The sequence below is a fragment of the Ottowia flava genome (assembly GCF_008017535.1).
Lineage (GTDB): Bacteria > Pseudomonadota > Gammaproteobacteria > Burkholderiales > Burkholderiaceae_C > Ottowia > Ottowia flava.
Genome location: NZ_VRUA01000001.1, coordinates 31,691 through 56,437, shown reverse-complemented (window position 1 = coordinate 56,437; position 24,747 = coordinate 31,691). Strand labels below are relative to the sequence as shown.

At 69.4% G+C, this 24,747-nt stretch carries 21 protein-coding genes; 13 read left to right on the top strand and 8 right to left on the bottom strand.

The window, feature by feature from the left end:
• Positions 1-63 precede the first annotated feature (63 nt).
• From FVQ98_RS00205 to FVQ98_RS00175, 7 genes are all read left to right on the top strand, one after another.
• The gene (locus FVQ98_RS00205) at positions 64-1,257 is read left to right on the top strand and encodes an aminotransferase-like domain-containing protein (protein WP_187265595.1); all 1,194 of its coding nucleotides are present in this window, start codon (positions 64-66) and stop codon (positions 1,255-1,257) included.
• Positions 1,258-1,323: 66 nt separating this feature from the next.
• Positions 1,324-1,560: a DUF3820 family protein gene (locus FVQ98_RS00200; RefSeq protein ID WP_255507581.1), complete on the top strand. Its 237-nt coding sequence runs from the start codon at positions 1,324-1,326 to the stop codon at positions 1,558-1,560.
• A gap of 132 nt (positions 1,561-1,692) precedes the next feature.
• On the top strand, positions 1,693-2,046 hold the full coding sequence (locus FVQ98_RS00195; RefSeq protein WP_147911410.1) for a hypothetical protein: 354 nt from the start codon (positions 1,693-1,695) through the stop codon (positions 2,044-2,046).
• 13 nt (positions 2,047-2,059) lie between these two features.
• Entirely contained in the window at positions 2,060-2,515 is a 456-nt protein-coding gene (gene trxC / locus FVQ98_RS00190) for a thioredoxin TrxC (protein ID WP_147911409.1), read from the top strand.
• A 174-nt stretch (positions 2,516-2,689) separates the two neighbouring features.
• Positions 2,690-3,112 (top strand): hypothetical protein, encoded by a 423-nt coding sequence (locus tag FVQ98_RS00185; protein WP_147911408.1) that lies wholly within the window; start codon positions 2,690-2,692, stop codon positions 3,110-3,112.
• Positions 3,113-3,164: 52 nt separating this feature from the next.
• Positions 3,165-3,404, top strand: a complete 240-nt coding sequence (gene atpE, locus FVQ98_RS00180; RefSeq protein WP_147911407.1) for a F0F1 ATP synthase subunit C — start codon at positions 3,165-3,167, stop codon at positions 3,402-3,404.
• Between the two features lie 5 nt (positions 3,405-3,409).
• Positions 3,410-4,270, top strand: coding sequence for a helix-turn-helix domain-containing protein (locus FVQ98_RS00175; RefSeq protein ID WP_147911406.1), 861 nt, complete (start codon positions 3,410-3,412; stop codon positions 4,268-4,270).
• A gap of 99 nt (positions 4,271-4,369) precedes the next feature.
• On the opposite strand, the gene FVQ98_RS00170 is transcribed toward FVQ98_RS00175, so the two are convergent.
• The 4 genes from FVQ98_RS00170 to FVQ98_RS00155 all read right to left on the bottom strand — a co-directional run bounded on the left by FVQ98_RS00170 (position 4,370) and on the right by FVQ98_RS00155 (position 8,159).
• Complete coding sequence (locus FVQ98_RS00170; protein WP_147911405.1) at positions 4,370-5,179, bottom strand: hypothetical protein; 810 nt, start codon at positions 5,177-5,179, stop codon at positions 4,370-4,372.
• Positions 5,180-5,629, bottom strand: a complete 450-nt coding sequence (gene nrdR / locus FVQ98_RS00165; RefSeq protein ID WP_147911404.1) for a transcriptional regulator NrdR — start codon at positions 5,627-5,629, stop codon at positions 5,180-5,182.
• A gap of 145 nt (positions 5,630-5,774) precedes the next feature.
• A complete protein-coding gene (glyA, locus tag FVQ98_RS00160) occupies positions 5,775-7,025 on the bottom strand; it encodes a serine hydroxymethyltransferase (protein WP_147911403.1) in 1,251 nt (416 codons plus the stop codon).
• Positions 7,026-7,340: 315 nt separating this feature from the next.
• The gene (locus tag FVQ98_RS00155) at positions 7,341-8,159 is read right to left on the bottom strand and encodes a lytic transglycosylase domain-containing protein (RefSeq protein ID WP_147911402.1); all 819 of its coding nucleotides are present in this window, start codon (positions 8,157-8,159) and stop codon (positions 7,341-7,343) included.
• 874 nt (positions 8,160-9,033) lie between these two features.
• On the opposite strand from FVQ98_RS00155, the gene FVQ98_RS00150 reads away from it, so the two are divergent.
• From FVQ98_RS00150 to FVQ98_RS00140, 3 genes are all read left to right on the top strand, one after another.
• On the top strand, positions 9,034-13,707 hold the full coding sequence (locus tag FVQ98_RS00150; protein WP_147911401.1) for a DUF748 domain-containing protein: 4,674 nt from the start codon (positions 9,034-9,036) through the stop codon (positions 13,705-13,707).
• A gap of 228 nt (positions 13,708-13,935) precedes the next feature.
• Complete coding sequence (locus FVQ98_RS00145; protein WP_147911400.1) at positions 13,936-17,211, top strand: DUF349 domain-containing protein; 3,276 nt, start codon at positions 13,936-13,938, stop codon at positions 17,209-17,211.
• Positions 17,212-17,551: 340 nt separating this feature from the next.
• On the top strand, positions 17,552-18,025 hold the full coding sequence (locus FVQ98_RS00140) for a methyltransferase family protein (RefSeq protein ID WP_147911399.1): 474 nt from the start codon (positions 17,552-17,554) through the stop codon (positions 18,023-18,025).
• Between the two features lie 314 nt (positions 18,026-18,339).
• Here FVQ98_RS00140 and FVQ98_RS00135 read toward each other — a convergent pair whose 3' ends face one another.
• Positions 18,340-19,335, bottom strand: a complete 996-nt coding sequence (locus tag FVQ98_RS00135; protein WP_147911398.1) for a porin — start codon at positions 19,333-19,335, stop codon at positions 18,340-18,342.
• Between the two features lie 679 nt (positions 19,336-20,014).
• Here FVQ98_RS00135 and FVQ98_RS00130 point away from each other — a divergent pair.
• Positions 20,015-20,458, top strand: coding sequence for a DUF1801 domain-containing protein (locus FVQ98_RS00130; RefSeq protein ID WP_147911397.1), 444 nt, complete (start codon positions 20,015-20,017; stop codon positions 20,456-20,458).
• 67 nt (positions 20,459-20,525) lie between these two features.
• Here FVQ98_RS00130 and FVQ98_RS00125 read toward each other — a convergent pair whose 3' ends face one another.
• Both FVQ98_RS00125 and FVQ98_RS00120 read right to left on the bottom strand, forming a co-directional pair.
• Complete coding sequence (locus tag FVQ98_RS00125) at positions 20,526-21,584, bottom strand: YiiG family protein (RefSeq protein ID WP_147911396.1); 1,059 nt, start codon at positions 21,582-21,584, stop codon at positions 20,526-20,528.
• A 348-nt stretch (positions 21,585-21,932) separates the two neighbouring features.
• Complete coding sequence (locus FVQ98_RS00120) at positions 21,933-23,096, bottom strand: alpha-hydroxy acid oxidase (RefSeq protein WP_147911395.1); 1,164 nt, start codon at positions 23,094-23,096, stop codon at positions 21,933-21,935.
• Between the two features lie 113 nt (positions 23,097-23,209).
• Between FVQ98_RS00120 and FVQ98_RS00115 the strand changes: the two genes are divergently transcribed.
• Positions 23,210-23,977, top strand: coding sequence for a haloacid dehalogenase type II (locus FVQ98_RS00115; protein ID WP_147911394.1), 768 nt, complete (start codon positions 23,210-23,212; stop codon positions 23,975-23,977).
• 5 nt (positions 23,978-23,982) lie between these two features.
• On the opposite strand, the gene FVQ98_RS19950 is transcribed toward FVQ98_RS00115, so the two are convergent.
• Positions 23,983-24,111 (bottom strand): hypothetical protein, encoded by a 129-nt coding sequence (locus tag FVQ98_RS19950; protein ID WP_255507552.1) that lies wholly within the window; start codon positions 24,109-24,111, stop codon positions 23,983-23,985.
• Here FVQ98_RS19950 and FVQ98_RS00110 point away from each other — a divergent pair.
• Positions 24,110-24,541 carry a DedA family protein gene (locus FVQ98_RS00110; protein WP_187265574.1) on the top strand — a complete coding sequence of 144 codons (432 nt, stop codon included), beginning with the start codon at positions 24,110-24,112 and terminating at the stop codon, positions 24,539-24,541. The two genes, FVQ98_RS19950 and FVQ98_RS00110, sit on opposite strands and share 2 nt — an antisense overlap.
• Positions 24,542-24,747 lie beyond the last annotated feature (206 nt).

Sequence of the window (24,747 nt, the reverse complement as noted above, 5' to 3'; positions counted from 1 at the left end):
TGGTTACAGCCACGCGCTAACATTCCCGGTCTCTGCACGACCCCATAGAGCGCACCGATGCCCCTGACCTTTGCCCAACGCCTCGACAACGTCGAAACTTCCGCCATTCGTGAACTCTTCAAGCTGCTGGGCAAGCCCGGCATCGTCAGTTTTGCCGGCGGCTTTCCCGATGTGACGCTGTGCGATGCGCCCGGCATCACCGAGGCGGCCAACGCGGCGCTCAAGCAAGACACCGCCGCCGCGCTGGCCTACGGCGCGACCGAAGGCTACATGCCACTGCGCGAACAGCTGACCGCCTTCATGCGGGCCAAGGGCGCGACTGACGTCAAGGCCGAGCAACTCATCGTCACCACCGGCAGCCAGCAGGGCATGGACCTGCTGGCCAAATGCATGATCTCGCCCGGCGACAAGGTCATCGTCGAAGGGCCGACCTTTCTGGCCGCCATCCAGTGTTTCCGTCTCTATGGTGCCGAGGTCATCACCGCGCCGATCGACGCCGACGGCGTGCGGGTCGATGTGCTGGAAAAGCTGGTCGAGCAGCACCAGCCGAAGCTGGTCTACCTCATCCCCACCTTCGGCAACCCGAGCGGCGCCACGCTGACGCTGGAGCGCCGCAGGCGTGTGCTGGAAATGGCCGCGCGCACCCAGACCCTGGTGATCGAAGACGACCCCTATGGCGATCTGTACTTTGACGCACCGCCGCCGCCCACCCTGCTGGCGCTGTCGCAAGAGGTGCCGGGCAGCCGCGGCTACCTGGTGCACTGCGGCTCGCTGTCCAAGATTCTGTCCGCCGGCCTGCGCCTGGGCTGGCTGATTGCACCGCCCGATCTGCTGGCGCGCACCGTCATGTGCAAGCAGTTCAGCGACGCCAACAGCAGCACGCTGGCGCAGACCACCGCCGCGCAGTACCTGGCCGCGGGCCGCATGGCAGCCACGCTTGACCACGCGCGCGCCGCCTACGGCCAGCGCGCCCGCACCATGTGCGACGCGCTCAGCGCTGGCCTGGGCGACCGGCTCGAGTTTGTGCGACCGCAGGGCGGCTTGTTCGTGTGGGCGCGCCTCACGGGCGCTGGCGGCGCGTTGAAAGACGCCAAAGCGTGGAACGAGCGCGCCGTGGCCGAGGGCGTGGCCTTCGTGCCGGGCGCGCCCTTCTACGCCAGCAACGCCGACCCGGCCACACTGCGCCTGTCCTTCGCCACTGCCGACGATGCCAAGATCCGCGAAGGCGTGCACCGCCTGGTCAAGGCGCTGGGCTGACCGGTCGTGGTGCAGGGCGAGGGCGCGGCAGAGCAGGGCGCTGCGCCGCCCGGCGCGTCGGCGCAGCTGGAGCGCCTGGTCACCCTGTCCATGCCGTACGGCAAGTACAAGGGCCGGCTGCTGGCCGATCTGCCCAGCGCCTACCTGGACTGGTTTGCGCGCCAGGGCTTTCCCAAGGGCGAGATTGGCCGCCTGCTGGCGCTGATGCACGAGGTCGACCAGGCCGGCGCGCGGGCGCTACTGCAACCCCTGCGCGGTGGCGCTGCCGGAATTCAAGCCAAATCGGTCTCCAGCCCTAGATAGAACTGCGCAAGCAGCTATCAAAATAGAAGTAAAAATCGGCCGAAATGGCGGAGGATCGTGCGGGCTTTCGAGCGTGTTTCCGGGGCATCCCTCGCCCTTGCAATGGCCCGCACCGCCCCCACGTGCAGACCTATGAAAACCCTGCAATCCCCCTCTCGAACCGCGGCCGTGCTGGCGCAATTGCTGGAGCGGCTGGATGCGAGCCGCGTCCCCGTCGACGCGCACCAGTACCGCACCGTGGTCGCTCGGCTGGTCGAATTCCTATCCGACGACAGCGTCGACTGGCAACCGCTGCTCGACGAAAGCCCGGCTGCGGCCACCGTGTACGAAAACATGTTCTACAACGAGGCCGGCCTGTGCCGCTCTCAGCTCGACGCCGCCATGAACGCCGAACTGCAGGCCCGCAAGGCGATCGACACCGCACGCCGCACGCCGTCGGGCCCCGCCGCCGACAGCGCGGCCCCCGACGCCGCCCCTGCCGCCTAACCCGGAGATTGCCGTGAGCGAAGCCGAAGCCCTGCACATCGTTTGCCCCCACTGCCAGACCACCAACCGCGTGCGCGCCGAACAACTCGGCAGCGACCCCACCTGTGGCCAGTGCAAGCAGCCCCTGTTCACCGGCCACCCGGTGGCGCTGAACGACGTGACGGCTTTCGACAAGCAGATCGGCCGCAACCAGATCCCCGTGCTGGTCGACTTCTGGGCGCCCTGGTGCGGCCCCTGCCGCATGATGGCGCCCGCCTATGAAAAAGCCGCCGCCGAACTGGAGCCGCACGTGCGCGTGGCCAAGGTCGACACCGAAGCCGCGCCCGCCCTGGGCACGCGCTTCAATATCCGCAGCATCCCGACGCTGGCGCTGTTCGTGGGCGGCAAGGAAGTCGCCCGCCAGCCCGGTGCCATGACCAACCCAGCGCAGATCGCGCACTGGGTCAAGGCGCACACGCCGCCGGGTTGACCCCTTCCCAGGTCCTCAGACCTGCCTGCCTCCGACCTGTGTCGGGGGCTTTTTTTTGCCCGGCTCCGGCACAAGCGCCTTACCTGACGGGTAATTGCCGCGCAGCCGCCGCCTGCGGAAACTGCTACACAGGGCAGACCAAGGGGGTCTGCCCACCGTGACAGGAGAAACCGCATGAAGCACACCCATCCCACCTCTTTCCTGCGCCAGGTGCTGCTGGCGGACGGCGCCATGGGCCTGGCCGTCGCCGCTGTCCACCTGCTGGCCGGTGCGCTGCTGGCGTCGTGGCTGGCGCTGCCTTCCGCGCTGTTGCTGGGTACCGGCGTGTTCCTGCTTGGTTGGGGCGTCGGCCTGATCTGGCTGGGCCGCGCCGACGGGCTGGGCGCCGGCGCCGTCTGGGCCGTGATCGGTGGCAACGCCTTGTGGGCGCTGGCGGCGATCACGCTGCTGCTGGGCGACGTGGGCGCGCAGGCCAATGGCTGGGGCCGCGCCTACCTGGTGCTGCACGCGCTGATCGTCGTGGTGTTTGCCGAGCTGCAATGGTGGGGCCTGCGCCGCTCGCGCGCCGCGCTTGCCCTGCGCCCGGCCGGCGCCTGACGCTGCACCCACCGTTTTGGGGCGACACTGCCCCTTGTTCTAGGAGATCACCATGAACTTCGACCTGCTTCCCCTGGCCGTCGCCTTCATCGTCGGCGTGCCCGCCGCGGCGTCCTGCATCGGCATCGGCCTGGCCGCCGCGCACCTGCTGGACGCCAGTGCGCGCCAGCCCGAGTTGGGCACCGAGCTGCAAGGGCGCTTCTTCATCGCCGCCGGTCTGCTGGACGGCGCCTTCATCATCGCGACCGGAATCGGCCTGTGGTTCGCCACCGCCAACCCGTTCAAGGGATGAGCGCCATGCCTTCCGCCCACCCCGGCCGCGGCGCGCCGCACGGCCTGCGCACGGCGGCGCGCCGCGATGTCGGCCCGCTGCTGCGCGAATGGCGCCAGCGCCGCAAGCTCAGCCAGCTTGCCCTGGCGCTGGACGTGGGCATCTCGCCGCGCCACCTGAGCTTTGTCGAAACCGGCCGCTCGCGGCCTAGCCCGGAGCTGCTGCTGTCCATGAGCGAACACCTGGCCGTGCCCCTGCGCGAGCGCAACGACCTGCTGCTGGCCGCCGGCTACGCCCCGCGCTACGCCGAAACTTCGCTGGACGCGCCCGACATGCAGGCCGTGCGCGCCGCCCTGCAACGCCTGCTGGCCGCGCACGACCCGTACCCCGGCCTCGCGCTCGACCGGCACTGGAACGTGGTGCTGGCCAACACCGCCGCGCAAGGCATGCTGGCGCTGCTGCCGCCCGCGCTGGCCACCACGCCGATCAACATGCTGCGCGCCAGCCTGCACCCCGACGGCTTTGCCGCCCACACGCTGAACTTCGCCGAATGGGCGGAGCACCTGTTGCACGAGCTGGAACGCGCCCGCGCAGCCACGGACGATCCGGCGCTCGCCGCGCTGGCCGAAGAAATCGCCGCCTACCCCAACGTGATCGCGCTGCGCGACGGAGCGCCGGCGCAGCGCCACGGCTACGCCGAATCGCTGCTGATCCACTGCGTGCTGGCGGACGGGCAGGGCGGCCAGCTGTCGATGTTCACGACACAGGCCACGTTCGGCTCGCCGCGCGACGTGACGCTGGCGGAACTGACGGTGGAGCTGTTCTACCCCGCCGACGCGGCGACCGAGGCCACGCTGCGCGCTCAGGCTGAAGCAACGGTGGGTTGAGTGTTCCCGGTTGCTAGCAAAAGCATAGCTGTCCGCGCAGGTGATTGTAGCGCTTGAGGCCTATTTTTATGAAAAATTCGCCTGATCTTCGCTGCCAGCTCATGGGGGCGAAGCTGCGCGTCCTGCGGCGCCCATGCCACGCACGGTGTCCCGCGCCAGCGGGCCGATGAAGTCGGGCGCGCCCGCGTCGCCCTCCCACAGCTCAATGCGCATGGTGCTGGGCACGGGTACGCGGCCGATCATGGCGGGCGTCATCGGCGTTTCGATGATGGGGGCGATCAGCGCCCGCACGGCGCGGTCCTGGGCGGCGTCGCCCAGCAGCTCGTAGCGCTCGATCACGCCCTCGGACGAGATCCACAGCTGCAGCAGCACGCGCGGGTGCGTCGAGGGCCAGGGGCCGTCGGCCAGGCGCCAGGTGTTGTCGATGGGGGCGGGCGCCTGGTCGGCGTTGGTCGCCTCCAACCAGCCGCCCTGGGCGCGCGCGGTGCGCGATGTGTCGGGCAGGGCGCTGGACGCGGGCGGTTGCGGCGGCTCGGCGGGTGGCTCCGGCGCGACCGCGGGGGGCGGCGCTGGGCGCGGCGGTTTCGGCGCGGGGCGAACGCGCGGGCGCGGCTGGGGGCTGGGCGCCGGCGTGGTGGCGGGTTCAGGCGGCAGCGGGACGGGCGCGACCGGCGCAGGTATTGGGGCGGGCGCCGTGGCCGGCGCAGGCGCAGCCGCGGTGCGAAAGCTGACGTGCCAGGCAGCGGGCCGGGACTGCGCGGGCGGGCGAACCTCGACGCGCTGCGTCCACAGCAGCAGTACGGCGTGCAGCACCAGCGCGCCAGCCAGTGCCGCGGCCCACGCGGTCGGAGATGGACCCGACGGCCGCAACGGTGGCGACGGCCACGCTGGCACCGCCTGCGACTGCATTCAGCGCCGCACCTCGTCCACCAGCGCGCGGAATTCGTCGATATCCTCGAAGCTGCGGTACACGCTGGCAAAGCGCACGTAGGCGACCTTGTCGAGCTTTTTCAGTTCGCGCATGACCAGCTCGCCCAGGCGCGCAGAAGGCACTTCGCGCGCGCCGGTGGCCAGCAGCTTTTCTTCGATGCGCTCGATGGCGCCGTCGATCTGTTCGGTGCTGACCGGGCGCTTGCGCAGCGCGAGGTCGAGCGAGCCCTGCAGCTTGGCGCGCTCGAACGCCACGCGCCGGCCGTCTTTTTTGACGATGCTGGGGAAGCTGACATCCGGGCGCTCGTAGGTGGTGAAGCGCTTGCCGCAGTGCCCGCACTGGCGCCGCCGCCGCACGAAGCCGCCGTCGTCGGCCACGCGGGTGTCGACGACCTGGGTTTCGGTGTGGGCGCAGAAGGGGCAGTGCATGCGTGGAACCGGTGGTTTTGAATCAAAACGGCTTGCAGCGCTACAGCCATCTGCGCAGCCAGCTATCAATATAGCAGCGAATCAGACCTGGAAAAACGGCGCCGTCCTGACGGAGCGGCGCCGTGGTGTCGGCCCAGGCGAAGGATCAGCCGCCGTAGACCGGGAATTTCTTGGTCAGCTCGGCCACCTTGGCGCGCACGGTGGCCAGGTTGGCTTCGTCCTTGGGCTTGTCCAGCACGTCGGCGATCAGGTGGGCCGTGGCGCGGGCCTCGTCTTCCTTGAAGCCGCGCGTGGTCATGGCGGGCGTGCCTACGCGGATACCGCTGGTCACCATCGGCTTTTCCGGGTCGTTGGGGATGGCGTTCTTGTTGATCGTCATGTGGGCGCTGCCCAGCACCGCTTCCGCTTCTTTGCCGGTGATGCCCTTGGGGCGCAGATCCACCAGCATGACGTGGCTTTGCGTGCCGCCGCTGACGATGCGCAGGCCGCGCTCGGTCAGGGTGTCGGCCACGACCTTGGCGTTGGCTTTCACCTGCTTGGCGTACTGCTTGAACTCGGGCGCCAGCGCTTCCTTGAAGGCGACAGCCTTGGCCGCGATGACGTGCATCAGCGGGCCGCCCTGCAGGCCGGGGAAGACGGCGCTGTTGATCGCCTTTTCGTGCTCGGCCTTCATCAGGATGAAACCGGCGCGGGGGCCGCGCAGGCTCTTGTGCGTGGTGCTGGTGACCACGTCGGCGTGCGGCACGGGGTTGGGGTATTCGCCACCGGCAATCAGGCCGGCGTAGTGCGCCATGTCGACCATGAAGATCGCGCCCACGTCCTTGGCCACCTTGGCAAAGCGCGCGAAGTCGATTTCGAGGCTGTAGGCCGAGGCACCCGCGATGATCAGCTTGGGCTTGGTCTCGTGCGCCTTTTTCTCCATCGCGTCGTAGTCGATGGCTTCTTGGTCGTTCAGGCCGTAGCTGACCACGTTGAACCACTTGCCGGACATGTTCAGCGGCATGCCGTGCGTCAGGTGGCCGCCTTCGGCCAGGCTCATGCCCATGATGGTGTCGCCGGGCTTCAAGAACGCCATAAAGGCAGCGATGTTGGCGCTGGCGCCGCAGTGCGGCTGCACGTTGGCGGCTTCGGCGCCGAAGAGCTGCTTGACGCGGTCGATGGCCAGCTGCTCGACGATGTCGACGTACTCGCAACCGCCGTAGTAGCGGCGGCCGGGGTAGCCCTCGGCGTACTTGTTGGTCAGCTGGCTGCCCTGGGCGGCCAGCACGGCGGGCGAGGTGTAGTTTTCGCTGGCGATCAGCTCGATGTGGTCTTCCTGGCGCTGGTGCTCTTTCTGGATCGCGGCCCAGACGTCGGCGTCAACGGAAGACAGGGGATGGGTGCTGCGGTTGAACATGGCAGTCCTTGGTGCAAGGTGATCCCGGATCGGCGCGCAAAGCCAACCAGGGCTGCCCAGGCGAACGGCGGAAAACGCCGCGCGAGAAGAAAGGTTCTCAGCGGGCGGCGCGCTTCCCCGTGGTGGGTGGTCGAAAGCATCGACCGGAAATCCACGTCGGCTCCGCCAGGGGCGGGCCTATCGCCAGTTGCGCACGCGCGAGAGTTTAGCCGACGAAGCGACCAGTGCAGCGCGCCAGTGACGGCTGAGAAGACTTGTGCAAAAAAAGAAAATGGGCCCGAAAGGGCCCGTTCTGGCGGCAGCGTGGCCGACGTGTCAGGAAATCGACGCCACCTTGACCGCGTCGACCGTTTTGACCGGGGCAGGCGCTGGTCTGGCCTCGGCGCGCAGCCCCGGGCTGGTCGGCATGGGCTTGCCCTTGGCCACTTGGTACAGGCGGCCGTGCTCGGCCAGCACCTTGTCGGCGTAGCCGCTGTCGGAGGGCAGGTTGGCGGCGCCGACGTACCACTTCAGGCCGGCCTCGACCGAGCCGGCGCGGGCGATGCATTCCTGCAGCACCTTGACGCCGACGCGCAGGTTGGTCTTGGGGTCGAACGCTGCGTACTGCCCGCCGAAGTGCTGGTACTTGTCGGAATGGATTTCGGTCATCACCTGCATCAGGCCCTGCGCGCCCACGGGGCTTTGCGCGAAGGGGTTGAAGCTGGATTCGATCGCCATCACGGCCAGGATCAGGGTGGGGTCGAGCTTGTTGGCGCGGCCGACTTCATAGGCCTCGGCCACCAGCGCGGCGACGGGCTCGGGCGCGACGCGGTACTTTTTGGCGATCCACAGCGCCACCGTGGCCTGCTCGCGCGGCAGATCGCTCGGGTTGGCGGCGGTGGCACGCTCGATGGCGCCCAGCTCGGGCTGGATGCCCATGGCGGCCACCTTGCGGGCGGTCAACCAGCTGGTCAGGCGCTCTTCGCCCTGCGCACGCAGGTCGGGGCGGGTCGCCAGCAGGGCCGCGATAACGACGACGGCCACCCCGAGGAGGGCCAGGCTGTTGTGGGTGATCTCAAAAAAACCTTCGGCCACATCGGTGGCGAAGGTTCGAGCGCCGCGTCCCACTGCGGCGAATCTCGCTTTGGCTGTCATAGCACTCCTTGTCATGACGTCCCCGCACGCACCGTCCATGGGGCCAAGCGCCTCAGGAGCGAACGGGTACTGCGGGGGCGTCCTGCACTTCAGTCCATGGCCGTGGGCGGTGCCGGTCAGACGGTCGCTGACCCAAGGCACTGACGCATCGTGTGGGCGTTGGCCGCACGGCTTGCCGGGGATCGGCAGCAAGTCAGGATCTCTATCTCCTACCAATTTGGTCGGAATCGGTGGATTTTAGGATCCTCTATATGGCCGGTCAAGCTAAAAAACTGGAGTTGAAATTCTAAAAACGCATAAAAAACCCCGATGCCAGCCCATCGAAACCACGGGTTTACCCGCCACAAGCGCCGCAGCGCGGCGTTGGCAAGCGAGCGGGCACCAACCGATTGAGTTGCCCAATCTGACTGAAGCGGCATATTGAATTTTTCCGTTGGCGTGCGCACTGATCCGCTTCTAAAGTGAGACCGTCCGAGCTACTCGGGCATCAGGCTGACAGGAGCCGGTCAGTTGCAGACGATGCAGCAGAATGGGCCCACCTCCAGCCATCCATTGAAGGCAATCCTTGCCTTCCCGCATCTGGAAACAACCAGCTTTCCTGTGCGGAAAACCGGCAGATCACGGCGCTTTTGCCACACTGCCTAGAAAGCCCGGCGGGCAGGCCCCAGGCCTCGAAGCCGGGCTTTCCTCGCTCTGCACACCCTGTTTTCACGCGGCGCCGCTAGCCGCAACCGCTGCGCGGGGGAAGAGGGAGTGTGGCGTGCAGCGCACCTGCGTGTGATATCCCGCACAGATGTGCGCCCCAGTTGCATTGGGTTGCCAGGTTCTGACGTGGTTCGGCAACAGGGCTTGACCCTGCGGCGACAATGCGCTCATGACGTCTGGCGCCAGCGAATCCCCCGAGTCCACCCCCTCCGCCGCACCGCCAACTGCGCCGCCCCAACGCCCCGTAGGCGGGCGGTTGAAGCGCCACCTTCCCGCCAACCGCTGGGCGCGCCGCGCGGTCTGGACGGTGACCGGTGTGCTCGGCCTGTGGGCCGTCGGCTGGCTGGCCGTGCCGCCGCTTTTGAAATGGCAGGCGCAGAAGATCGCCAGCGAACAGCTGGGCCGCGCCGTGACCATTGGCGAGGTCGACTTCAAGCCCTGGACGCTAGAACTCACGCTGCGCAACCTGGCTGTGGCCGGCGCTGCGGGCGCCCCGCCGCAGGTGCAGATCCAGCGCGCTTACGTGGACGCCGACATCGAATCGCTGGTCCGCCTGGCGCCGGTGATGGACGCGATCCAGGTCGATGCGCCGGTCCTGCGCCTCAAGCACCTGGGCAACGGCCACTACGACATCGACGACATCCTGGCCAAGTTCGCCGCGCGCCCACAACCGGCCGAGCCGGGCGATCCGGCGCGCTTTGCCCTCTACAACATCCAGGTGCAGGGCGGCCAGATCGACTTTGACGACCAGACCGTCGGGCGCCAGCACCAGGTGCGCGATCTGCATCTGAACGTGCCTTTCATCAGCAACCTGCCGTCGCAGCGCGAGATCAAGGTGCAGCCCAAGCTGGCCTTTGTCGCCAACGGCAGCGCGTTCGACTCCAGCGCCTCGGCGCTGCCCTTCACCGATTCGCGCCAGACCGACGCCGCCTTCCGGTTCAGCAAGCTCGATCTGGCGCCCTACCTGGGCTACGTGCCGGCCGGCCTGCCGATCAAGCTGGAAGCGGCCACGCTGGATGCCGACCTGCGCCTGGGCTTCGAGCAGACGCCGCAGCCCAGCTTGCGCGTCCTGGGCGGGCTGGAGGTCAGCGGTCTGAAGGCCAAGGACGGGCAGGGCGCCGACGCCGTGGCCTTCGACGGCCTGAAGGTGCAACTGGCCGACGTGCGGCCGCTGGAAGGCAAGATCCACCTGGCCAAGGTCGATTTGACCAACCCGCACGTCGCCGTGCGCCGCGACAAGGGCGGGCGCATCAACCTGCTGGTGTCGGAGTCGGCAGCAAAAACTCCTCAAACAGTAGCTGCCCGCGCAGATGGCAGTAGGGCTGAAGGCACATTGGATGCCAAATCGCCGGTCAGCGCCGCCAGCGCAGCGCCGCCGGCCGCGCCCGCCTCCGCAACGGCGTCTGCTTCTGTGCTGACCCCCGCATCGCCCGCGTCCGAGGCCGCCCGGCGCGCGTCCGGCGCATCGGCTGCGGCCACCGGCGCCAAATCGGCGGCCCCGGTCTGGAAGGTGCAGGTCGACGAACTGGCCGTGCACGGCGGCACGGTCGATGTGACCGACGACACCACGCTGAGCGACACCAGCGCCGCCGCCACCGTGCGCCTGAACGAGGTCGAGCTGGCCGCCCAGCGCATCGCCTGGCCGATGGCACAGGCCGTGGCCTTCAACGGCTCGGCCGCGCTGGTCGGCACCGAAGGGCTGACCAAGGCCTTGCCCGCGCCAGCGACCGCCAAGCCGGCCACCAAAGCCGCCGCCAAGGCGGACGCGAAGGCCGCCAAAGCCGGCGGCAAGGCGGTTGCCAAGACCGACGACGCGAAGGCCGGCGCCCAACCCAAGGCTGGCGCCAAAGCCGACACCCCACCACATCTCCAGACCGCCGCAGCGCCCGCAGGCGCGGCCTCGGCGCCGGTGTCCACCGTGCACGCCTCGGCCCTGGGCGCCGTGCCTTCGCTGGAATTCCAGGGTACGGCCAGCCTGCAAGGCGCCGAGGTCAACGCCCGCATCGCCGCGCTGCCGCTGGCGCTGGCCGCGCCCTACCTGGCGCCGCACCTGGTGCCGCAGCTGACCGGCAACCTCGACGCCCACGTCGGCCTGCAATGGGCGCCGCCCAAGGCCGTCGACCTGCCGCCTGAGCTCAAGGTCGCCGCCGATCGCCTGGTGCTCAGCCACCTGCTGCTGACCGACGAGAGCGGCGCCACGGCGCCCGCCGCGCCGGCGCGCGGTGCCCGCAGCCGTGCCCGCGCTCCGGGCGTGCTGGGCAGCGTGGACGAATTGGCGCTGGACCAGGTGCTAGTCGACCTGCGCAGCCGCGCCGTCACCGTCGGCAAGGTCGCGCTGCAAAAGCCGCAGATCGACGTGGCGCGCGACGCCGAGCAGCGCCTGATGTTCGAGCGCTGGTTGCGCCAACCCGCAGGCGAGCCGGCCGCGGACAAGGGCAAGCCCGCTGCCAAGTCGCCCGCCGCGGCCAGCAAGGGCCCCAAGACCGACTTTCCCTGGAAGGTGCAGGTCGCCGAACTCGCGGTGGACGACGGCAACGTCGGCTGGCAGGACCTGGCCATGGCCGAGCCGGTGCGCGCCGAGCTGACCCAACTGCACCTGACGGCCAAGCAGATCGACCTGAACGCCGCCCAGCCGATGCAGGTGGCCCTGGTCACCCGCCTGGGTGCGGGCCGGTCCGACCCCGGGCGCCTGTCCTGGCGCGGCCAGGTCGGTGTGCTGCCCGCGCTCAGCGCGCAGGGGCAGGTCGACGCGGTGCGCCTGCCGGTGCACGCCTTCGAGCCGTACTTTGGCGAGGCGCTGAACATCGACATCCTGCGCGCCGACACCAGCTTCAAGGGCAAGGTCGACTTCACGCAGACCGCGCAGGGCCCGCGCGCCCGCGTCACTGGCGACGCGCTGGTGGAAGAGCTGCGCACCCACAGCCGGCCCGGCAGCGCCGCCAGCGGCGGTGCCGACGCACCGCCCGCGCCCGGCGCGCCGGCATCGACCACGCACCGCAACCTGGGCGGCAGCCGCACCACCACGGCCACCGGTCCGGCGCGCCCGGCGGCGGCCCGCGGTGATCAGGCAAGCGCCGTGGCGCGCGCCTCGGGCGGATCGCAAGCCCCGCTGGCACCCGGCGCCGGGGCCGACCGCGCCGGCGGCCTGGGCGAAGAACTGCTCAGCTGGAAGCAACTGCGCCTGGGCGGCGTGGACGTGCAGCTGGATCCCGGCAAGCCGCTTCAGGTCGACGTGAAGGACACGCAGCTGTCCGACTTCTACGCCCGCCTGCTGATCCACCCCAATGGCCGCATCAACCTGCAGGATCTGGTCAAGTCCAAGGACGGCGACGCCACGGTCACCGCCGCTGCCGCGCCAGTGGCCACGCGCAGTGCCGCCGTCGGCCAGCCCGCGGCCGGCGAGAACAGCGGTGACGCTACAGGTTCTGTAGCTGCCGCCGCAGGTCCAGCGACGGTCGCAGCCCCAATCGTTCAACAGGTTGATCCGAACGCGCCGGTCATCCGCTTTGGCCCGGTGAAGCTGAGCAACGGCAAGGTGTTCTTCTCCGACCGCTTCATCCGGCCCAACTATTCGGCCGATTTGACCGAGCTGAACGGCTCGCTCAGCGCCTTCAGTTCGGTGCCTCCGGGTGGCGCACCGCAGATGGCCGATCTGGAGCTGACCGGCCGCGCTGAAGGCACCGCCGGCCTGGACATCCGCGGCAAGCTCAACCCGCTGGCCAAGCCGCTGGCGCTGGACATCCAGGCCAAGGTCAGCGATCTGGAGCTGCCGCCGCTGTCGCCGTATTCGGTCAAGTACGCCGGCCACGGCATCGAGCGCGGCAAGCTCAGCATGGACGTGGCCTACAAGGTCGAGCCCGACGGGCGCCTCACGGCCACCAACAAGCTGGTGCTGAACCAGCTGGAATTCGGCGAAGCCGTCGCCGGGGCGCCCGCCAGCCTGCCGGTCAAGCTGGCCACGGCGCTGCTGGCCGACAGCAAGGGCGTGATCGATCTGGACTTGCCGATCAGCGGCTCGCTGAACGACCCGCAGTTCTCGGTCGGGCCGATCATCGTCAAGGCCATCATCAACATCATCGGCAAGGCCATCACCGCGCCGTTCACGCTGCTGGCTCGCGCGCTCGGCGGCGGGCCGGGCGACGACATGTCGAACGTGGCCTTCGCGCCCGGCAGTGCGCAGCTGAACGCCAAGGCGCGCGAGCAGCTCGACAAGGTCGCCAAGGCGCTGACCGACCGGCCGACGCTGAAGCTGACGGTGGTCGGCACCTCCAGCCTGGCGGCCGAGCGCGAAGGCTACAAGCGCGAACGGCTGAAGACCCTGGTCGCCGCGGAAAAACGGGCGAATCAGGGTGCAGCCAGCGCCACACCAGCGCAGGCAGCTTCGGAATCTGTAGCGGCTGCGGCCCCCGCGACGGGCGCGAGTGCGCCAGCGGGCGCCGCCTCGGGCGCCGCGGCCGCGGTGACGGTGACCGACGCCGAATACCCGCAGCTGCTGCGCCGCCTGTACCGCCGCGCCGACCTGCCGGGCAAGCCGCGCAACGCCATCGGCCTGCAAAAGGACATCCCGGTGGCCGAGATGGAGGCGCTGCTGATGGCCCAGATCGAGGTCGGCGAAGACGCCATGCGCCAACTGGCCACGCAGCGCGGCGTCGCCGTCAAGGACTACCTGGCCGCGCGCAAGCTGCCGACCGACCGCGTGTTCCTGGGCGCCGCGCGCAGCGGGGCGCAGCCGGCGAAGCAGGCCACGGCCGCCGACGCGCCCGCCAGCGCGGCCAGCGGGGCGGAGGGCGCGACCCGCAGCGCCTGGTCGCCGCGGGCCGAACTGAACCTGAGCGCCCGCTGAGGGCGCCGCGCCAGGGTTGCCCAACGGCCCTGCGGCGTGCCGGCCGATGGCCCTGATCGGCCTCTGTCATCGGCGCGATGTGCCCCGCCGATGACCGTGGGAAGGGCCCGGCATGGGTCCATCGGTGCCGTGGTCACACCTCGCCCGCAGGGCTGAAGCATTTCCGGGTGAAAATACCCAGTTCCGGGCGCGCCGTGTCTGCGCGCGCCAACGATCGATTCCATAGCCATGTTTCCCTTCTCTCGCGAACCCAAAGACCCCCAGCCCGAGGCCGCCGCACCCGCGCCCAAGGCCGTTGAAGCGCACCCGCTCGACGCCATGACGGGCGGCGTGTTTTCCGCCGCCACTTCGGGCGAACGCGCCCAGCGCGTACGCGATTGGCTGGCCAGCGACCCCACGCCCGACCAGATGCAAGAGGTCTACAAGGAACTGTCGTCCAAGGACAAAGGCGCGGCCAAGGCCTTGCGTGAAAAGCTCGAAGAGCTGCGCCGCGCCAAGGGCCAGGAGGCGGTCGCCGCCGAATGGGAAGCCAAGGCCCAGGCCCTGCTGCAGGCCGCGCGCCTGAACATCGCCGACTCCCTGGCCTGGCAGCGCGACGCCGCCAAGGCCGGCGCGCCGCTGTCGCGCGAGCCGCTGGCCAGCCTGCGCGCGCAGCTGGTCGACCGCGTCAAGAAGGTCGAAGACCTGCAGCAGCGCGTGATGGTGCAGCGCGAAGCCGCCGTCATGCTGGCGCAGCGCATCGAGCTGCTGTCCACCAAGCCGCTGGCCGACGCGCAGGCGCAGCAAGCCGGTCTCGCCACCGACGTCGAACAGTGGCGCAGCCACGCGCGCCTGCTGCTGGCCGACCCGCAGTGGTTGAGCGTGGACGTGCGCTACCCGCCGCAACTCGAAGCCGCGCAGGCCCAACTGACGGCCGTGCGCGACGCCTTCGTCGCCGCGCTGGCGCAGGCCACCGCGGCGGCTACCGACAAGGCCGCGCCGCTGCCGCCCGTACCGGTGTGGGCCGACGAGCTGCGCGCCGCGCGCGGTGAAGCGCCCGTCGCCGCCGCTGGCACCGAAGACGCCGCCAAACCCGCCGCCAAGCCGCGCGTCGACCCCGAGCAGCGCAACGCCGCGCAAAAGGCCGTTGAAGCCGGCGTCAAGCTGCTGGAGCAGGCCGTCACCGCCGGCCACACCAAGAACATGCACAGCGCCACGCAGGCGCTGCGCCAGTCGCTCAAGGCGCATGGCCGCCTGATCGACGACGCGCTCGAAGCGCGCGTGCACGCCACGCTGGTGTCCGCGGGCGAGCTGGAAGGCTGGCAGCGCTGGAGCGCCGACAAGGTGCGCGAACAGCTGGTCGCCAAGGCCGAGGCGCTGATGGTCAAGCGCAAGATCAAGGGCGCCGCCGACGCCAGCGCCCAGGCCAACGAAGCCACCACCGCGACCGAGCAAGCCGGCGCCGCGCAGGACGCGCAAGCCACGTCCGCCGCTGCCAGCGCCGAGGCCAACACCGCCACCACGGCGACCGAAGCCGCCGGCCAAGCCGAAGCCGCCGCTGCTACAGAAAACGCAGCTGCCGGCGCAGACGGTTCTAGCGCTGACGCCGGAAAACCCGCTGAACCGGCCGCCGATTCGGCCGCCGCCAGCGCCGAGGCCAACGCCGCCACCCGCGCCACCGAAGAAGCCGGTGCGATGGAAGACGCGCAGGCCGCCGCCCATCAAGTGAACGCGCCCGCCGACGCCAGCGCCAACGCGCAGAACGCCGAAGCCAACGCCGCCACCACGGCCACCGAACAGGCCGGCGCCGCCGAAGACGCGGCCGCCGCCGCGCCCAAGGCCGCGCCCGCCGCCGAAGCGCTGGAGCCCGGCTACGAACTCGTGCCCGCCATGGGCGGTCGCAAGCTGCAGGACACCATCCGCAAGCTGCGCGACGAATGGAAGGCCGCCGACCAGGGCGGCGCGCCCAACCACGGCCTGTGGAAGCGTTTTGACCGCGCCATCAACGCCGCGCACAAGCACGTCGACGAATGGCTGACCAAGGTCCGCGCCGAAGCGGCCGAACACAAGTCGCAGCGCATGGCACTGATCGACGAGGTCAAGGCCTTCGGCGCCGCGCACGCCGGTGCGGGCGAGGGCACCGACTGGAAGGCCTTCAACCGCCAGATCCACCAGTTCTCCGACCGTTGGCGCAACGCCGGCCACCTGAGCGAAAAGGCTTTTGGCGAACTGCAGGGCAAGTGGAAGGAAGCCATCCACGCCGCCGCCGCGCCGCTGGAAACCGCGCAAAAGCACAGCACCGCGCGCCGCCAGGGCCTAATCGCCGAGGCCGAAGAGCTGGGCGCCGCGCCGCAGCTGCGCATCGACGCCGTCAAGTCGCTGCAGCAGCGCTGGCAGGCCGAAGCGCAGGCCGTGCCGCTGGACCGCAAGCACGAACAAAAGCTGTGGGACGCCTTCCGCAAGCCGATCGACGACGCCTTCAACCGCAAGACCGTTGACCGCGAAAAGCACGCCGCCGCCATGAGCGCGCACGACCGCGCCGTGCTCGACGCCGCCAAGGCGCTGGAAGAAGCCAACGCCAGTGGCGATGCCGCCCGCATCCGCGCCGCCATGGCTGCGCTGGAAGCCGCCACGCGCGCCCAGCCGGCACCGGCCGCCGCACCCGCTGCTGCCGCACCAGCACCCGCCGCCTCGGAAGAAAAAGCGCCTGAAACCGGCGCGGAATCTGCGCAACCAGCTACAGAAAACGCAGCGGATGCCGCCCCGGCCGCCGAAGGCGAAGCCACCGACGCGCCCGCGGCTGAAACGCCGGCCCCCGCCGCACCGCCCAAGGCGCCACCCAAACCCGTCATCGCCATGCGCGGCGACGACCGCCCTGGCGCCAAGCGCGCCGAGCCCGCCCCCGCGGGCCGTGGCGGCAAGTTCGGTGACCGCCGCGACGGCCGCGGTGGCCCCGGTGGGCGCGACAACCGCGGTGGCCCTGGTGGCGACCGAGGCGGCCGTTTTGGTGACCGCCGCGACGGTGGTGGCCGCTTCGGCGACCGCGGGCCGCGCGAAGACCGCGGCCCGCGCCTGGGCGACGCCGCCTTCCGCGCCCAGCGCGACGCCGTCGAACACGCCCAGGCCCAGTTGCGCAAACTGGCCGCGCAAGCGCACGGCGAAACGCTGACGCAACTCATGGGCGCCTGGGCCGACCGCCAGGCCGACAAACTGCCCAGCGCGCAAGAGCTGGGCAAGGGCGTCAGCGGCAGCACCCGCACCGCCTGGGTGCAGGCCGTGCAGGCCGCGCCGCAAGGCAGCGCGCCCGAAGCCCTGCTGCGCCTGGAAATGGCCGCCGACGTGCCCACGCCCGCCGAGCACCTGGACGCCCGCCGCGCGCTGCAGCTGCAACTGCTGACCCGCCGCAACGACCCGTCGCCCGCCGACACCTGGGCCGCCGACACCGGCAAAGTCCTGGCCACACCGCACGATGAAGCCACCGCCCGCCGCCTGCAAAACGCACTGAAAGTGCTGATGCGCAAGTAAGCGCCTGCGCAGCCAGCTTCTTTTTCAGGAGCAGTCCATGCCCGCGCCGCGCCTCACCATCACCCGCCTTGGCGGGCCGTTGGTGGGCCGCGGCGCTTTTCATCGGGCGTACGGCACATCGTGGACATACAAGGCGAGCGCGTGCGCGAGCCGCGCCGCCAGCCGTGGGCGGGCGCAGGGCAGGGCTTTGGTGGCATCTGCGAACGGCGCCTCGGCACCTGCGCACGACTTCCCGGCACAGTGCGCGCAGCACGCGCCATGCCCACGCGCAGACCCGTCTGCCGCGCCTTCGCCCATCGCACCGCCGCAGCGGTGCCTTCCCCACAAGGCCTGAATTCCCATGCGCTGGCTCGAACACCGCATCCCCCCGCCCGTCATCGACCTGGCCGGCATCGGCCTCATGTGGTGGCTGGCGCGCACGTTTCCGGCCGCCCAGCTGTGGCCCACGGGCGCCTACCCGTTCGGTGTGGGCGCCGCCATTGGCCTGGCGCTGGCCGGCGGCTGCATCGCGCTGGCCGGCGTCGTCGAATTCCGCCGCGCCCGCACCACCATCAACCCGCTCGCGCCCCAGCGCGCCAGCACCCTGGTGCAAACCGGCGTCTTCGCCATCACCCGCAACCCCATGTACCTGGGCATGCTGATGGTGCTCATCGGCTGGGCCGCCTACCTGGGCAACGCCGCCAGCCTGGTCGTGCTGCCGTTGTTCGTGTGGGTGCTGAACGCGCTGCAGATCCAGCCGGAAGAACGCATCTTGCGCGAACGCTTTGGCGAGCATTTCACCCGCTATGCGGAGCGTGTGCGGCGTTGGGTGTGAGGGGCGAGAGGGCGGCCAGCGCGGCGGCCCGTCACCGGTTGGAGGCGCGCCGCTTCCACCGAACCCACCCGCGGGTCAATCGATTTGTTGCGCGAAATACTATTCATTTGATAGCTGGCCGCGCTGGTGACTCTAGCGCTGGAGGGCGATTTCATTGAAAAACGCCGCCTTTCTCCGACGGGCGTGCCTTGCGCGCTTGCCGCCGCTGGCGCGACCTGAGCGCGCCCCTGGGGGCGCAAAAAAACCCGCGATGTGCGGGCTGTTCTTTTTTACGAAGCGCCTGCGGCGGGCGCAGGCGCAACGCTCAAGCGGCGTCAGAAATCGTGGCGCATGCCAACACCGTAGCTGTTGGTGCGGTCTACACGCAGGTAGTTAGCATAGACAAAGGTGCGTTTGGAGAACGCATAGCGCCCCTCAACCAGCCCATTGGTGTTCTTCCTGCCTTTGTACTTGATGTTGTTGACAACGTACTCCGACTTCGTGTCTCGAGTCAGGCCAACCGTCACGCTGGCCGCACCGAAATTGGCTTTACCACCCAGCGACACACCACTACCACGGCCCACAGCGCCAGCAATGGGTTGACCGGTAATGTCATCGTTGTAGCCACCGTTTTCAATATGGTGGTAGCCCGCGGCAAGCGCAAACATGCCGAAGCGGTACTGCGCACCCAGAGCGTAGTTGGCTTTGGAATTTTTCTCTTTGTTGTAGGACACGCCGGCACTCAGCGGCCCATTGATATAGGTCAGGCCGAGATCGACCTTGGCACGGCCGCCGTTGTCGGGTTTGAACACGTAACCCAGTTCGGCCGCGAAGCCGCCAAAGTCGGGCGTCTTGTAGCTGAACTGGCTGCTGTTGCGCGGGCCGTTGCCGCCAAGATTCCCGTAGCTCGCGGCAGCCACCGAGTTGTTCGCGTCCCCCGTGATGTCCCACGCCGCGAAGGCGTTGCGGCTGGGCGAGAAGGCACGACCCAGGCGGAACGTGCCCCAATTGCCGCCAAGCCACAAATTGGCCTGTCGTTGCCAAATGGTCGGTATCGAATAGTTCGCCTTGTCGTCCGTGCTGCCGTCTTTCAGATTGATGCCCTGCTCGAACTGGAAGCCCGCCTTCAGGCCACCACCCAGATCTTCCGTCCCGCGAAAGCCCAGATAGCTGTTGCTGGTGTTGACCGCGGTATTGCCTTGCATGCCGACTTTGCCATGTCCCAACTTGCCCACGCCTGCATCTGCCGTCCCATACAGCGTCACAGACGATTGCGCGAAAGCGCCGGTGCTGGCGGCCAGCACGGCGAGGGAAATCAGGGTCTTTTTCATGGTGTGGTTCGCTCCCGAAACTTGGGTTAAGTGCTTGATATGTAAACAGAAGTTGCGCGGTGGCGGTGTGCGCCGGGCGATGCACCGATTGAACCCCACCTGGCTGACAGCGGGCCTGCAAACGTGACAAAGTTGGCAAATAAACGACAGGTTTTGACCGGCTTTTTGCGCGGGTCGGGCGGCGGCGAAACCTTTTGGCTTAGGTCTGCGCGGGGGCGGTGACCAGGGCAGCGTCGACGGTTGCACCGGTCGGGGGCAGGCGGGGCGGCGTTCACACCGGTCGGCGAGAGCAGCCGGGCGAAGGCCGATTGGCGGGAAGGGCGCTTCGGGTGAGCGTCCGAGCCCGTGTTGCCGCAGTGCAGTCGGTGCGTGCGTGCTCCGGCCTCCGTTCAGGCCCGTGCCCAGGCCCTTGGCGATCACGCGTGGCCAGTCATTAGCTATGAATTGAGTAGCTGCCTGCGCTGATGGTTGTATGGCGGAACTCGATTTTTATTCGAAAACCTGCTCTGTCACCCGCTGCGCTCGCCTCGTTGCTGGGCAGCCTCGAACGCTCCATGGCCGGGGTGGCGTGGCGCCTGAGGCGCAGCAGGCGCTTTTCCTGGCGTTTGCAGCCACCGCTTGCAGGACACGGCAGCGCTCTGTTAGCGTCGTTTCCCTTGATTTGGCCGGAGGTTTTGCGATGACCCTAACCCCAATGGACGACGGCGCGGCCGACGCCGCGCGGCGCATCGACCAGAAGATCGCGGCGCTGGCCGACTGGCGCGGCCCGGCGCTGGCGCAGCTGCGCCAATGGATTCGGGCGGCCGACCCGGCCATCGCCGAAGCCGTGAAATGGGTCAAGCCCAGCAACCCGGCGGGCGTGCCGGTGTGGTCGTGCGGCGGCATCCTGTGCACGGGCGAGGTGTACAAGGACAAGCTGAAGCTGACGTTTGCCGAAGGCGCGGCCTTGCCCGACCCGGCCGGGCTGTTCAACGCCAGTCTGGACGGCAACCAGCGGCGCGCGATCGATGTGCGGGAGGGCGAGGCGCTGGACGCGGGCGCCTTGCAGGCCTTGGTGCGCGCTGCGGTGGCGCACAACGTGGCCCAGAACGCGGCGCGCGTGGCGGCGAAGAAGAAGCGCTGAGCGGGCAGAGTGGCAGCGTGCGCCTGGGCCGCGCCGCTGCGTGGTCAGCGACGCGCCGCTGCGTGCGTCAGCGCAGCCGGTTGCTGGCGCCGATCAGGTCGTTGTACTTGCGCACCAGCGCGTCGGGCGAGCCGTTGACCATCCAGCCGCCGCCACCGCCCAGGTTCATCTTCTCGCCCTGGCTGTAAGGCACCTTGTCGCGCACGCGGCGGATGCGCTGCTTGGCGGCGACCAGGAAGTCCTCCACGGCCGAGCCCATGGACGAATACATCATCGGCAGCTCGTCCTTGGGCGCCTGCTTGGCGAAGTCGGTCAGGCCCTGGGCGGCGTCTTCGAAGGCCTTCAGCGCGGCGCTGGCCTGGTCGACGTCGAAGCTGTCTTCGCTGATCAGCTTGGTCAGCTTCTTGGCGTTCATCATGGTGGCGATGTGCCAGTAGTTGAACTTGCGGCCTTCGGACTTTTCCAGCTCGGCCAGCTGTTCGGTCTGGCGCTTGTCGTTGGCGGTTTCCAGCGCCTGGCTGAAGGCTTTGGACGCGGTGTCGAAGGCCTCGAAATGCTTGACCAGGTCGGCGTGCATGGCCTTGCCCTTGGCCATTTTGTCGTCCTTGTAGTCCTGGCGGCTGTAGTACTTGTCGGCTTCTGCCAGCGTGCCGGCCCAGGCGGTGAGGGCGGCGGCGTAGGGCTTGGCGGCCTGGTCCAGCTCGGGCAGGGGCGGGGCGGCGTCGGCCAACTCGGGCAGCTTGGCGCATGCCTTCACGCTGTGGTCGGACACGGTGTAGACGCCGAGGACGTTGCGCTCCTTGCCCGTGGGGCCGGTCTTCATGTCCTGCACCCACCGGCGGTAGCGGTTCATGGCGTCGTGCGCGCGGCTGTCGGCGCCGTTGTAGCAGGCCACGTACTCGTTCAGCTTCTGGGATTCCGACGCAGGGGCCTTGGCTTGCGGTGCCGGTGGGGCTTTCGGTGCGGGTGGTGCGGGCGGCGCTGTTGGCGCAGGGGCCGCCGCAGGGGCCGGTGCGGGCGCGGGTGCCGGGGCGGTTTTCTCGCCGCAAGCGCTCAGCGCGGCCAGCGCCAGGGCGGTGGCGGCCACGGGCCAGCCGTGCAGGGGGCGGGATGGGTATCGGGTCATGACGGGGTTCCTCCTGAAATCAGACGGCGCGGACCGTGGGGGTCCACGTTGCTAAATAACTGGCAGGGAGTATGTTCGAGGGCGGCAGGGGCGCTGCAACAAAACGTAGGTGGACGGCGGCGCGTTCCACGACCGCTGTCGCCCTGGCGCAGCGGGCGATGCGCGGCGAGGGCCGTGCTTGCCGCGTCGGCCACAGGCGGGCCGGGGGGCGCAAGGCGGCAGCCACGCCGACGCGCGTGGCTACGGTTACGGCGATGAGGAAGCCAGCGTGGCAGCACCGGCCGGGGCCGCGCTCCTGCGCGCCTGCGCGAAGCGCCGGGTGCGTGCTGGGCTGCCTGCCCACCGGCCTCAGGCCGTTGGGTACGTCCCCGGCCGCAGGATGCTTTGGTCCACTTGGCCGATCTGCGTGTGGCCGCAGAAGGCCATGGTGGTGTCCAGCTCTTTCTGGATGATCTCCAGCGCCTTGCTGACGCCCGCTTCGCCCGCGGCGCCCAGGCCGTACAGGAAGGCGCGGCCGATGTAGGTGCCGCGTGCGCCCAGCGCCCAGGCTTTCAGCACGTCCTGCCCGCTGCGGATGCCGCTGTCCATGTGCACTTCGATTTGATTGCCCACCGCGTCGACGATGGCGGGCAGGGCGTGGATGGCCGAGGGCGCGCCGTCCAGCTGGCGGCCGCCGTGGTTGCTGACGATCAGCGCGTCGGCGCCGCTGTCGACGGCCAGGCGCGCGTCTTCGGGCTCCATGATGCCTTTGATGATGATCTTGCCGCCCCAGCGGTTCTTGATCCATTCGACGTCGCCCCAGTTCAGGCGCGGGTCAAACTGCCCGGCCGTCCAGGCGCCCAGGTTGCTCATGTCGGTCACGCCTTTGACGTGGCCGTGGATGTTGCCGAACTTGCGCCGCGGCGTGCCCAGCATGCCCAGGCACCAGGCCGGTTTGGTCGCCAGGTTGATCAGGTTGGCAAGGGTTGGCTTGGGCGGGGTGGACAAGCCGTTTTTGATGTCCTTGTGGCGCTGGCCGAGGATTTGCAAATCCAGCGTGATCACCAGCGCGCCGCAGCCGGCGGCCTTGGCGCGGTCGATCAGCCTTTCGATGAAGTCGCGGTCGCGCATCACGTACAGCTGGAACCAGAAGCCCGGGCCCGCGTGTTGGGCCACGTCTTCGATCGAGCAGATGCTCATCGTCGACAGCGTGAACGGGATGCCCGCCTTCTTGGCCGCGCGCGCCGCCAGAATCTCGCCGTCGGCGTGCTGCATGCCGGTCAGGCCCGTCGGCGCAATGGCCACCGGCATGGCCACGTGCTGGCCGATCATGGTGGTGGCCGTGCTGCGGCCTTCCATGTTGATGGCGACGCGCTGGCGCAACTGGATGGGCTGGAAGTCCGCCTGGTTGGCGCGGTAAGTGCCTTCGGTGTACGAGCCGGAATCGGCGTAGTCGTAGAACATGCGCGGCACGCGGCGTTGGGCGATCACGCGCAGGTCTTCGATGCAGGTGATTTTGGACAGGTCGGGCATTCGGGCGGCTCCTCAGTGGCGCCATCGTAGCGCCTGCACGCGTGCATTTGCCTGACACCGCGGCGCGTTTGGCCGGCGATACTGCAGGCCCCACCGCCCCGAGCACGCGCCCCATGTCCGACCCCGCTGCTAACCTTTCCCCCCTGGCCGACACCGTGCAAGTGCTGGCCTTCGACATCTTCGGCACCGTGGTCGACTGGCACGGCAGCATCGTGCGCGAACTGCAGGCGCTGGTCCCGGACGTGGACGCCGACGCCTTCGCCACCGCCTGGCGCGCCGGCTACGCACCCGCCATGGCCGCCGTGATGCGCGGCGAGCAGCCCTGGACGCTGATCGACGCGCTGCACCGCCAGATTCTGGAGACGCTGCTGCCGCGCTTTGGCCTGGCGCACCTTCATGAAGCCGCGCGCGCCCACCTCAACCGCGTGTGGCACCGTCTGCAGCCGTGGCCCGACAGCGTGGCCGGCCTGGGCCAGCTGAAGCAGCGTTTCATCGTCGTCAGCCTGTCCAACGGCAACCTCGACCTGCTGACCCGCATGGCCAAGCGCGCCGGCCTGCCGTGGGACGCGGTGCTGAGCGCCGAGGTCTTTCGCGCCTACAAGCCCGATCCGGCCACCTACCTGGGCGTGGCGCGCACCTTCGACGTGCCGCCCGACGCCGTCATGCTGGTCGCCGCCCACCACGACGACCTGGCCGGCGCCCGCGCGTGCGGCCTGCGCACCGCATACATCGAACGGCCGCTGGAATTCGGCGCCGCACGGCCCAAGGACGTGTCGCCGCGCGCCGAGAACGACCTGCACGCCGCCAGCCTGACCGACCTGGCGCGGCAACTGGGCGCCAGCGGCCCCGATGCGGCCACCGGCGCACCGTGGAACACCTGAACCACCTAATCGCCCAGTACGGCTACTGGGCCGTGGCCCTGGGCTGCCTGCTGGAAGGCGAAACCGTGCTGATCCTGGCCGGGCTGGCGGCGCGCCACGGCCCTGCCCACGGTGATGGCGCTGGGCGCGGCCATGGGCGCCCTGAGCGACGTGGCGCTGTTCGCCCTGGGCCGGCGCCACGGGCCGGCGGTGCTGGCGCGCTGGCCGCAGCTGGGCGCCTACCGCGACCGGCTGAACCAGGGCCTGGCGCGCTGGGGCGCGGGCATGGTGGTGGGTGTGCGCTTCATGTACGGCCTGCGCATCGCCGGGCCGATCCTGCTGGGCACCACGCGCCTGCCTTGGCAGCGCTTTGTCGCCTTCAACGCGCTCGGCGCCGCCGTCTGGGGCGTGGCCGTGGCCGGCGCTGGCTGGCTGTTCGGCCACGCGGCCGAGCGCGCGCTGCACGGCATCGAACACGCCGAACACTGGGCCGGGCTGGCGCTGCTGGTCGTCATGCTGGCGGCGGCGCTGTGGCATTGGCGGCGGCGCCGCGCGCAGCGGCGGGTAGACAGCACGGGTGGCTGAACGCCGTGGCTGGCTGAAGGGGGCGCCGGTTCGGACGCGCTGTCGTGGCCTGAACTGGCGGATTGTGAGCTTTTTAGGCCGCAGGCCTTACAACCATCAGCGCGAGTAGCTATCAAAATGCAAGTGATTCGGGCGCCGCGCATGCGCGATTGGCCGCGCTGCCTGGCACCGTGCAGTTTTAGGTGATTTCGCCCGCCAGCCCTACA

Bases quoted from the DNA above. Each gene is read 5' to 3' on its own strand.
- FVQ98_RS00115 (WP_147911394.1), top strand. From the start codon at position 23,210: ATGTCCGACCCCGCTGCTAACCTTTCCCCCCTGGCCGACACCGTGCAA.
- FVQ98_RS00140 (WP_147911399.1), top strand. From the start codon at position 17,552: ATGCGCTGGCTCGAACACCGCATCCCCCCGCCCGTCATCGACCTGGCC.
- atpE (WP_147911407.1), top strand. From the start codon at position 3,165: ATGAACTTCGACCTGCTTCCCCTGGCCGTCGCCTTCATCGTCGGCGTG.
- FVQ98_RS00195 (WP_147911410.1), top strand. From the start codon at position 1,693: ATGAAAACCCTGCAATCCCCCTCTCGAACCGCGGCCGTGCTGGCGCAA.
- FVQ98_RS00170 (WP_147911405.1), bottom strand. From the start codon at position 5,179: ATGCAGTCGCAGGCGGTGCCAGCGTGGCCGTCGCCACCGTTGCGGCCG.
- FVQ98_RS00125 (WP_147911396.1), bottom strand. From the start codon at position 21,584: ATGACCCGATACCCATCCCGCCCCCTGCACGGCTGGCCCGTGGCCGCC.
- FVQ98_RS00110 (WP_187265574.1), top strand. From the start codon at position 24,110: ATGGGCGCCCTGAGCGACGTGGCGCTGTTCGCCCTGGGCCGGCGCCAC.
- FVQ98_RS00155 (WP_147911402.1), bottom strand. From the start codon at position 8,159: ATGACAGCCAAAGCGAGATTCGCCGCAGTGGGACGCGGCGCTCGAACC.
- FVQ98_RS00130 (WP_147911397.1), top strand. From the start codon at position 20,015: ATGACCCTAACCCCAATGGACGACGGCGCGGCCGACGCCGCGCGGCGC.
- FVQ98_RS00145 (WP_147911400.1), top strand. From the start codon at position 13,936: ATGTTTCCCTTCTCTCGCGAACCCAAAGACCCCCAGCCCGAGGCCGCC.
- FVQ98_RS19950 (WP_255507552.1), bottom strand. From the start codon at position 24,111: ATGGCCGCGCCCAGCGCCATCACCGTGGGCAGGGCCGTGGCGCGCCGC.
- FVQ98_RS00150 (WP_147911401.1), top strand. From the start codon at position 9,034: ATGACGTCTGGCGCCAGCGAATCCCCCGAGTCCACCCCCTCCGCCGCA.
- FVQ98_RS00185 (WP_147911408.1), top strand. From the start codon at position 2,690: ATGAAGCACACCCATCCCACCTCTTTCCTGCGCCAGGTGCTGCTGGCG.
- FVQ98_RS00120 (WP_147911395.1), bottom strand. From the start codon at position 23,096: ATGCCCGACCTGTCCAAAATCACCTGCATCGAAGACCTGCGCGTGATC.
- glyA (WP_147911403.1), bottom strand. From the start codon at position 7,025: ATGTTCAACCGCAGCACCCATCCCCTGTCTTCCGTTGACGCCGACGTC.
- FVQ98_RS00135 (WP_147911398.1), bottom strand. From the start codon at position 19,335: ATGAAAAAGACCCTGATTTCCCTCGCCGTGCTGGCCGCCAGCACCGGC.
- nrdR (WP_147911404.1), bottom strand. From the start codon at position 5,629: ATGCACTGCCCCTTCTGCGCCCACACCGAAACCCAGGTCGTCGACACC.
- FVQ98_RS00175 (WP_147911406.1), top strand. From the start codon at position 3,410: ATGCCTTCCGCCCACCCCGGCCGCGGCGCGCCGCACGGCCTGCGCACG.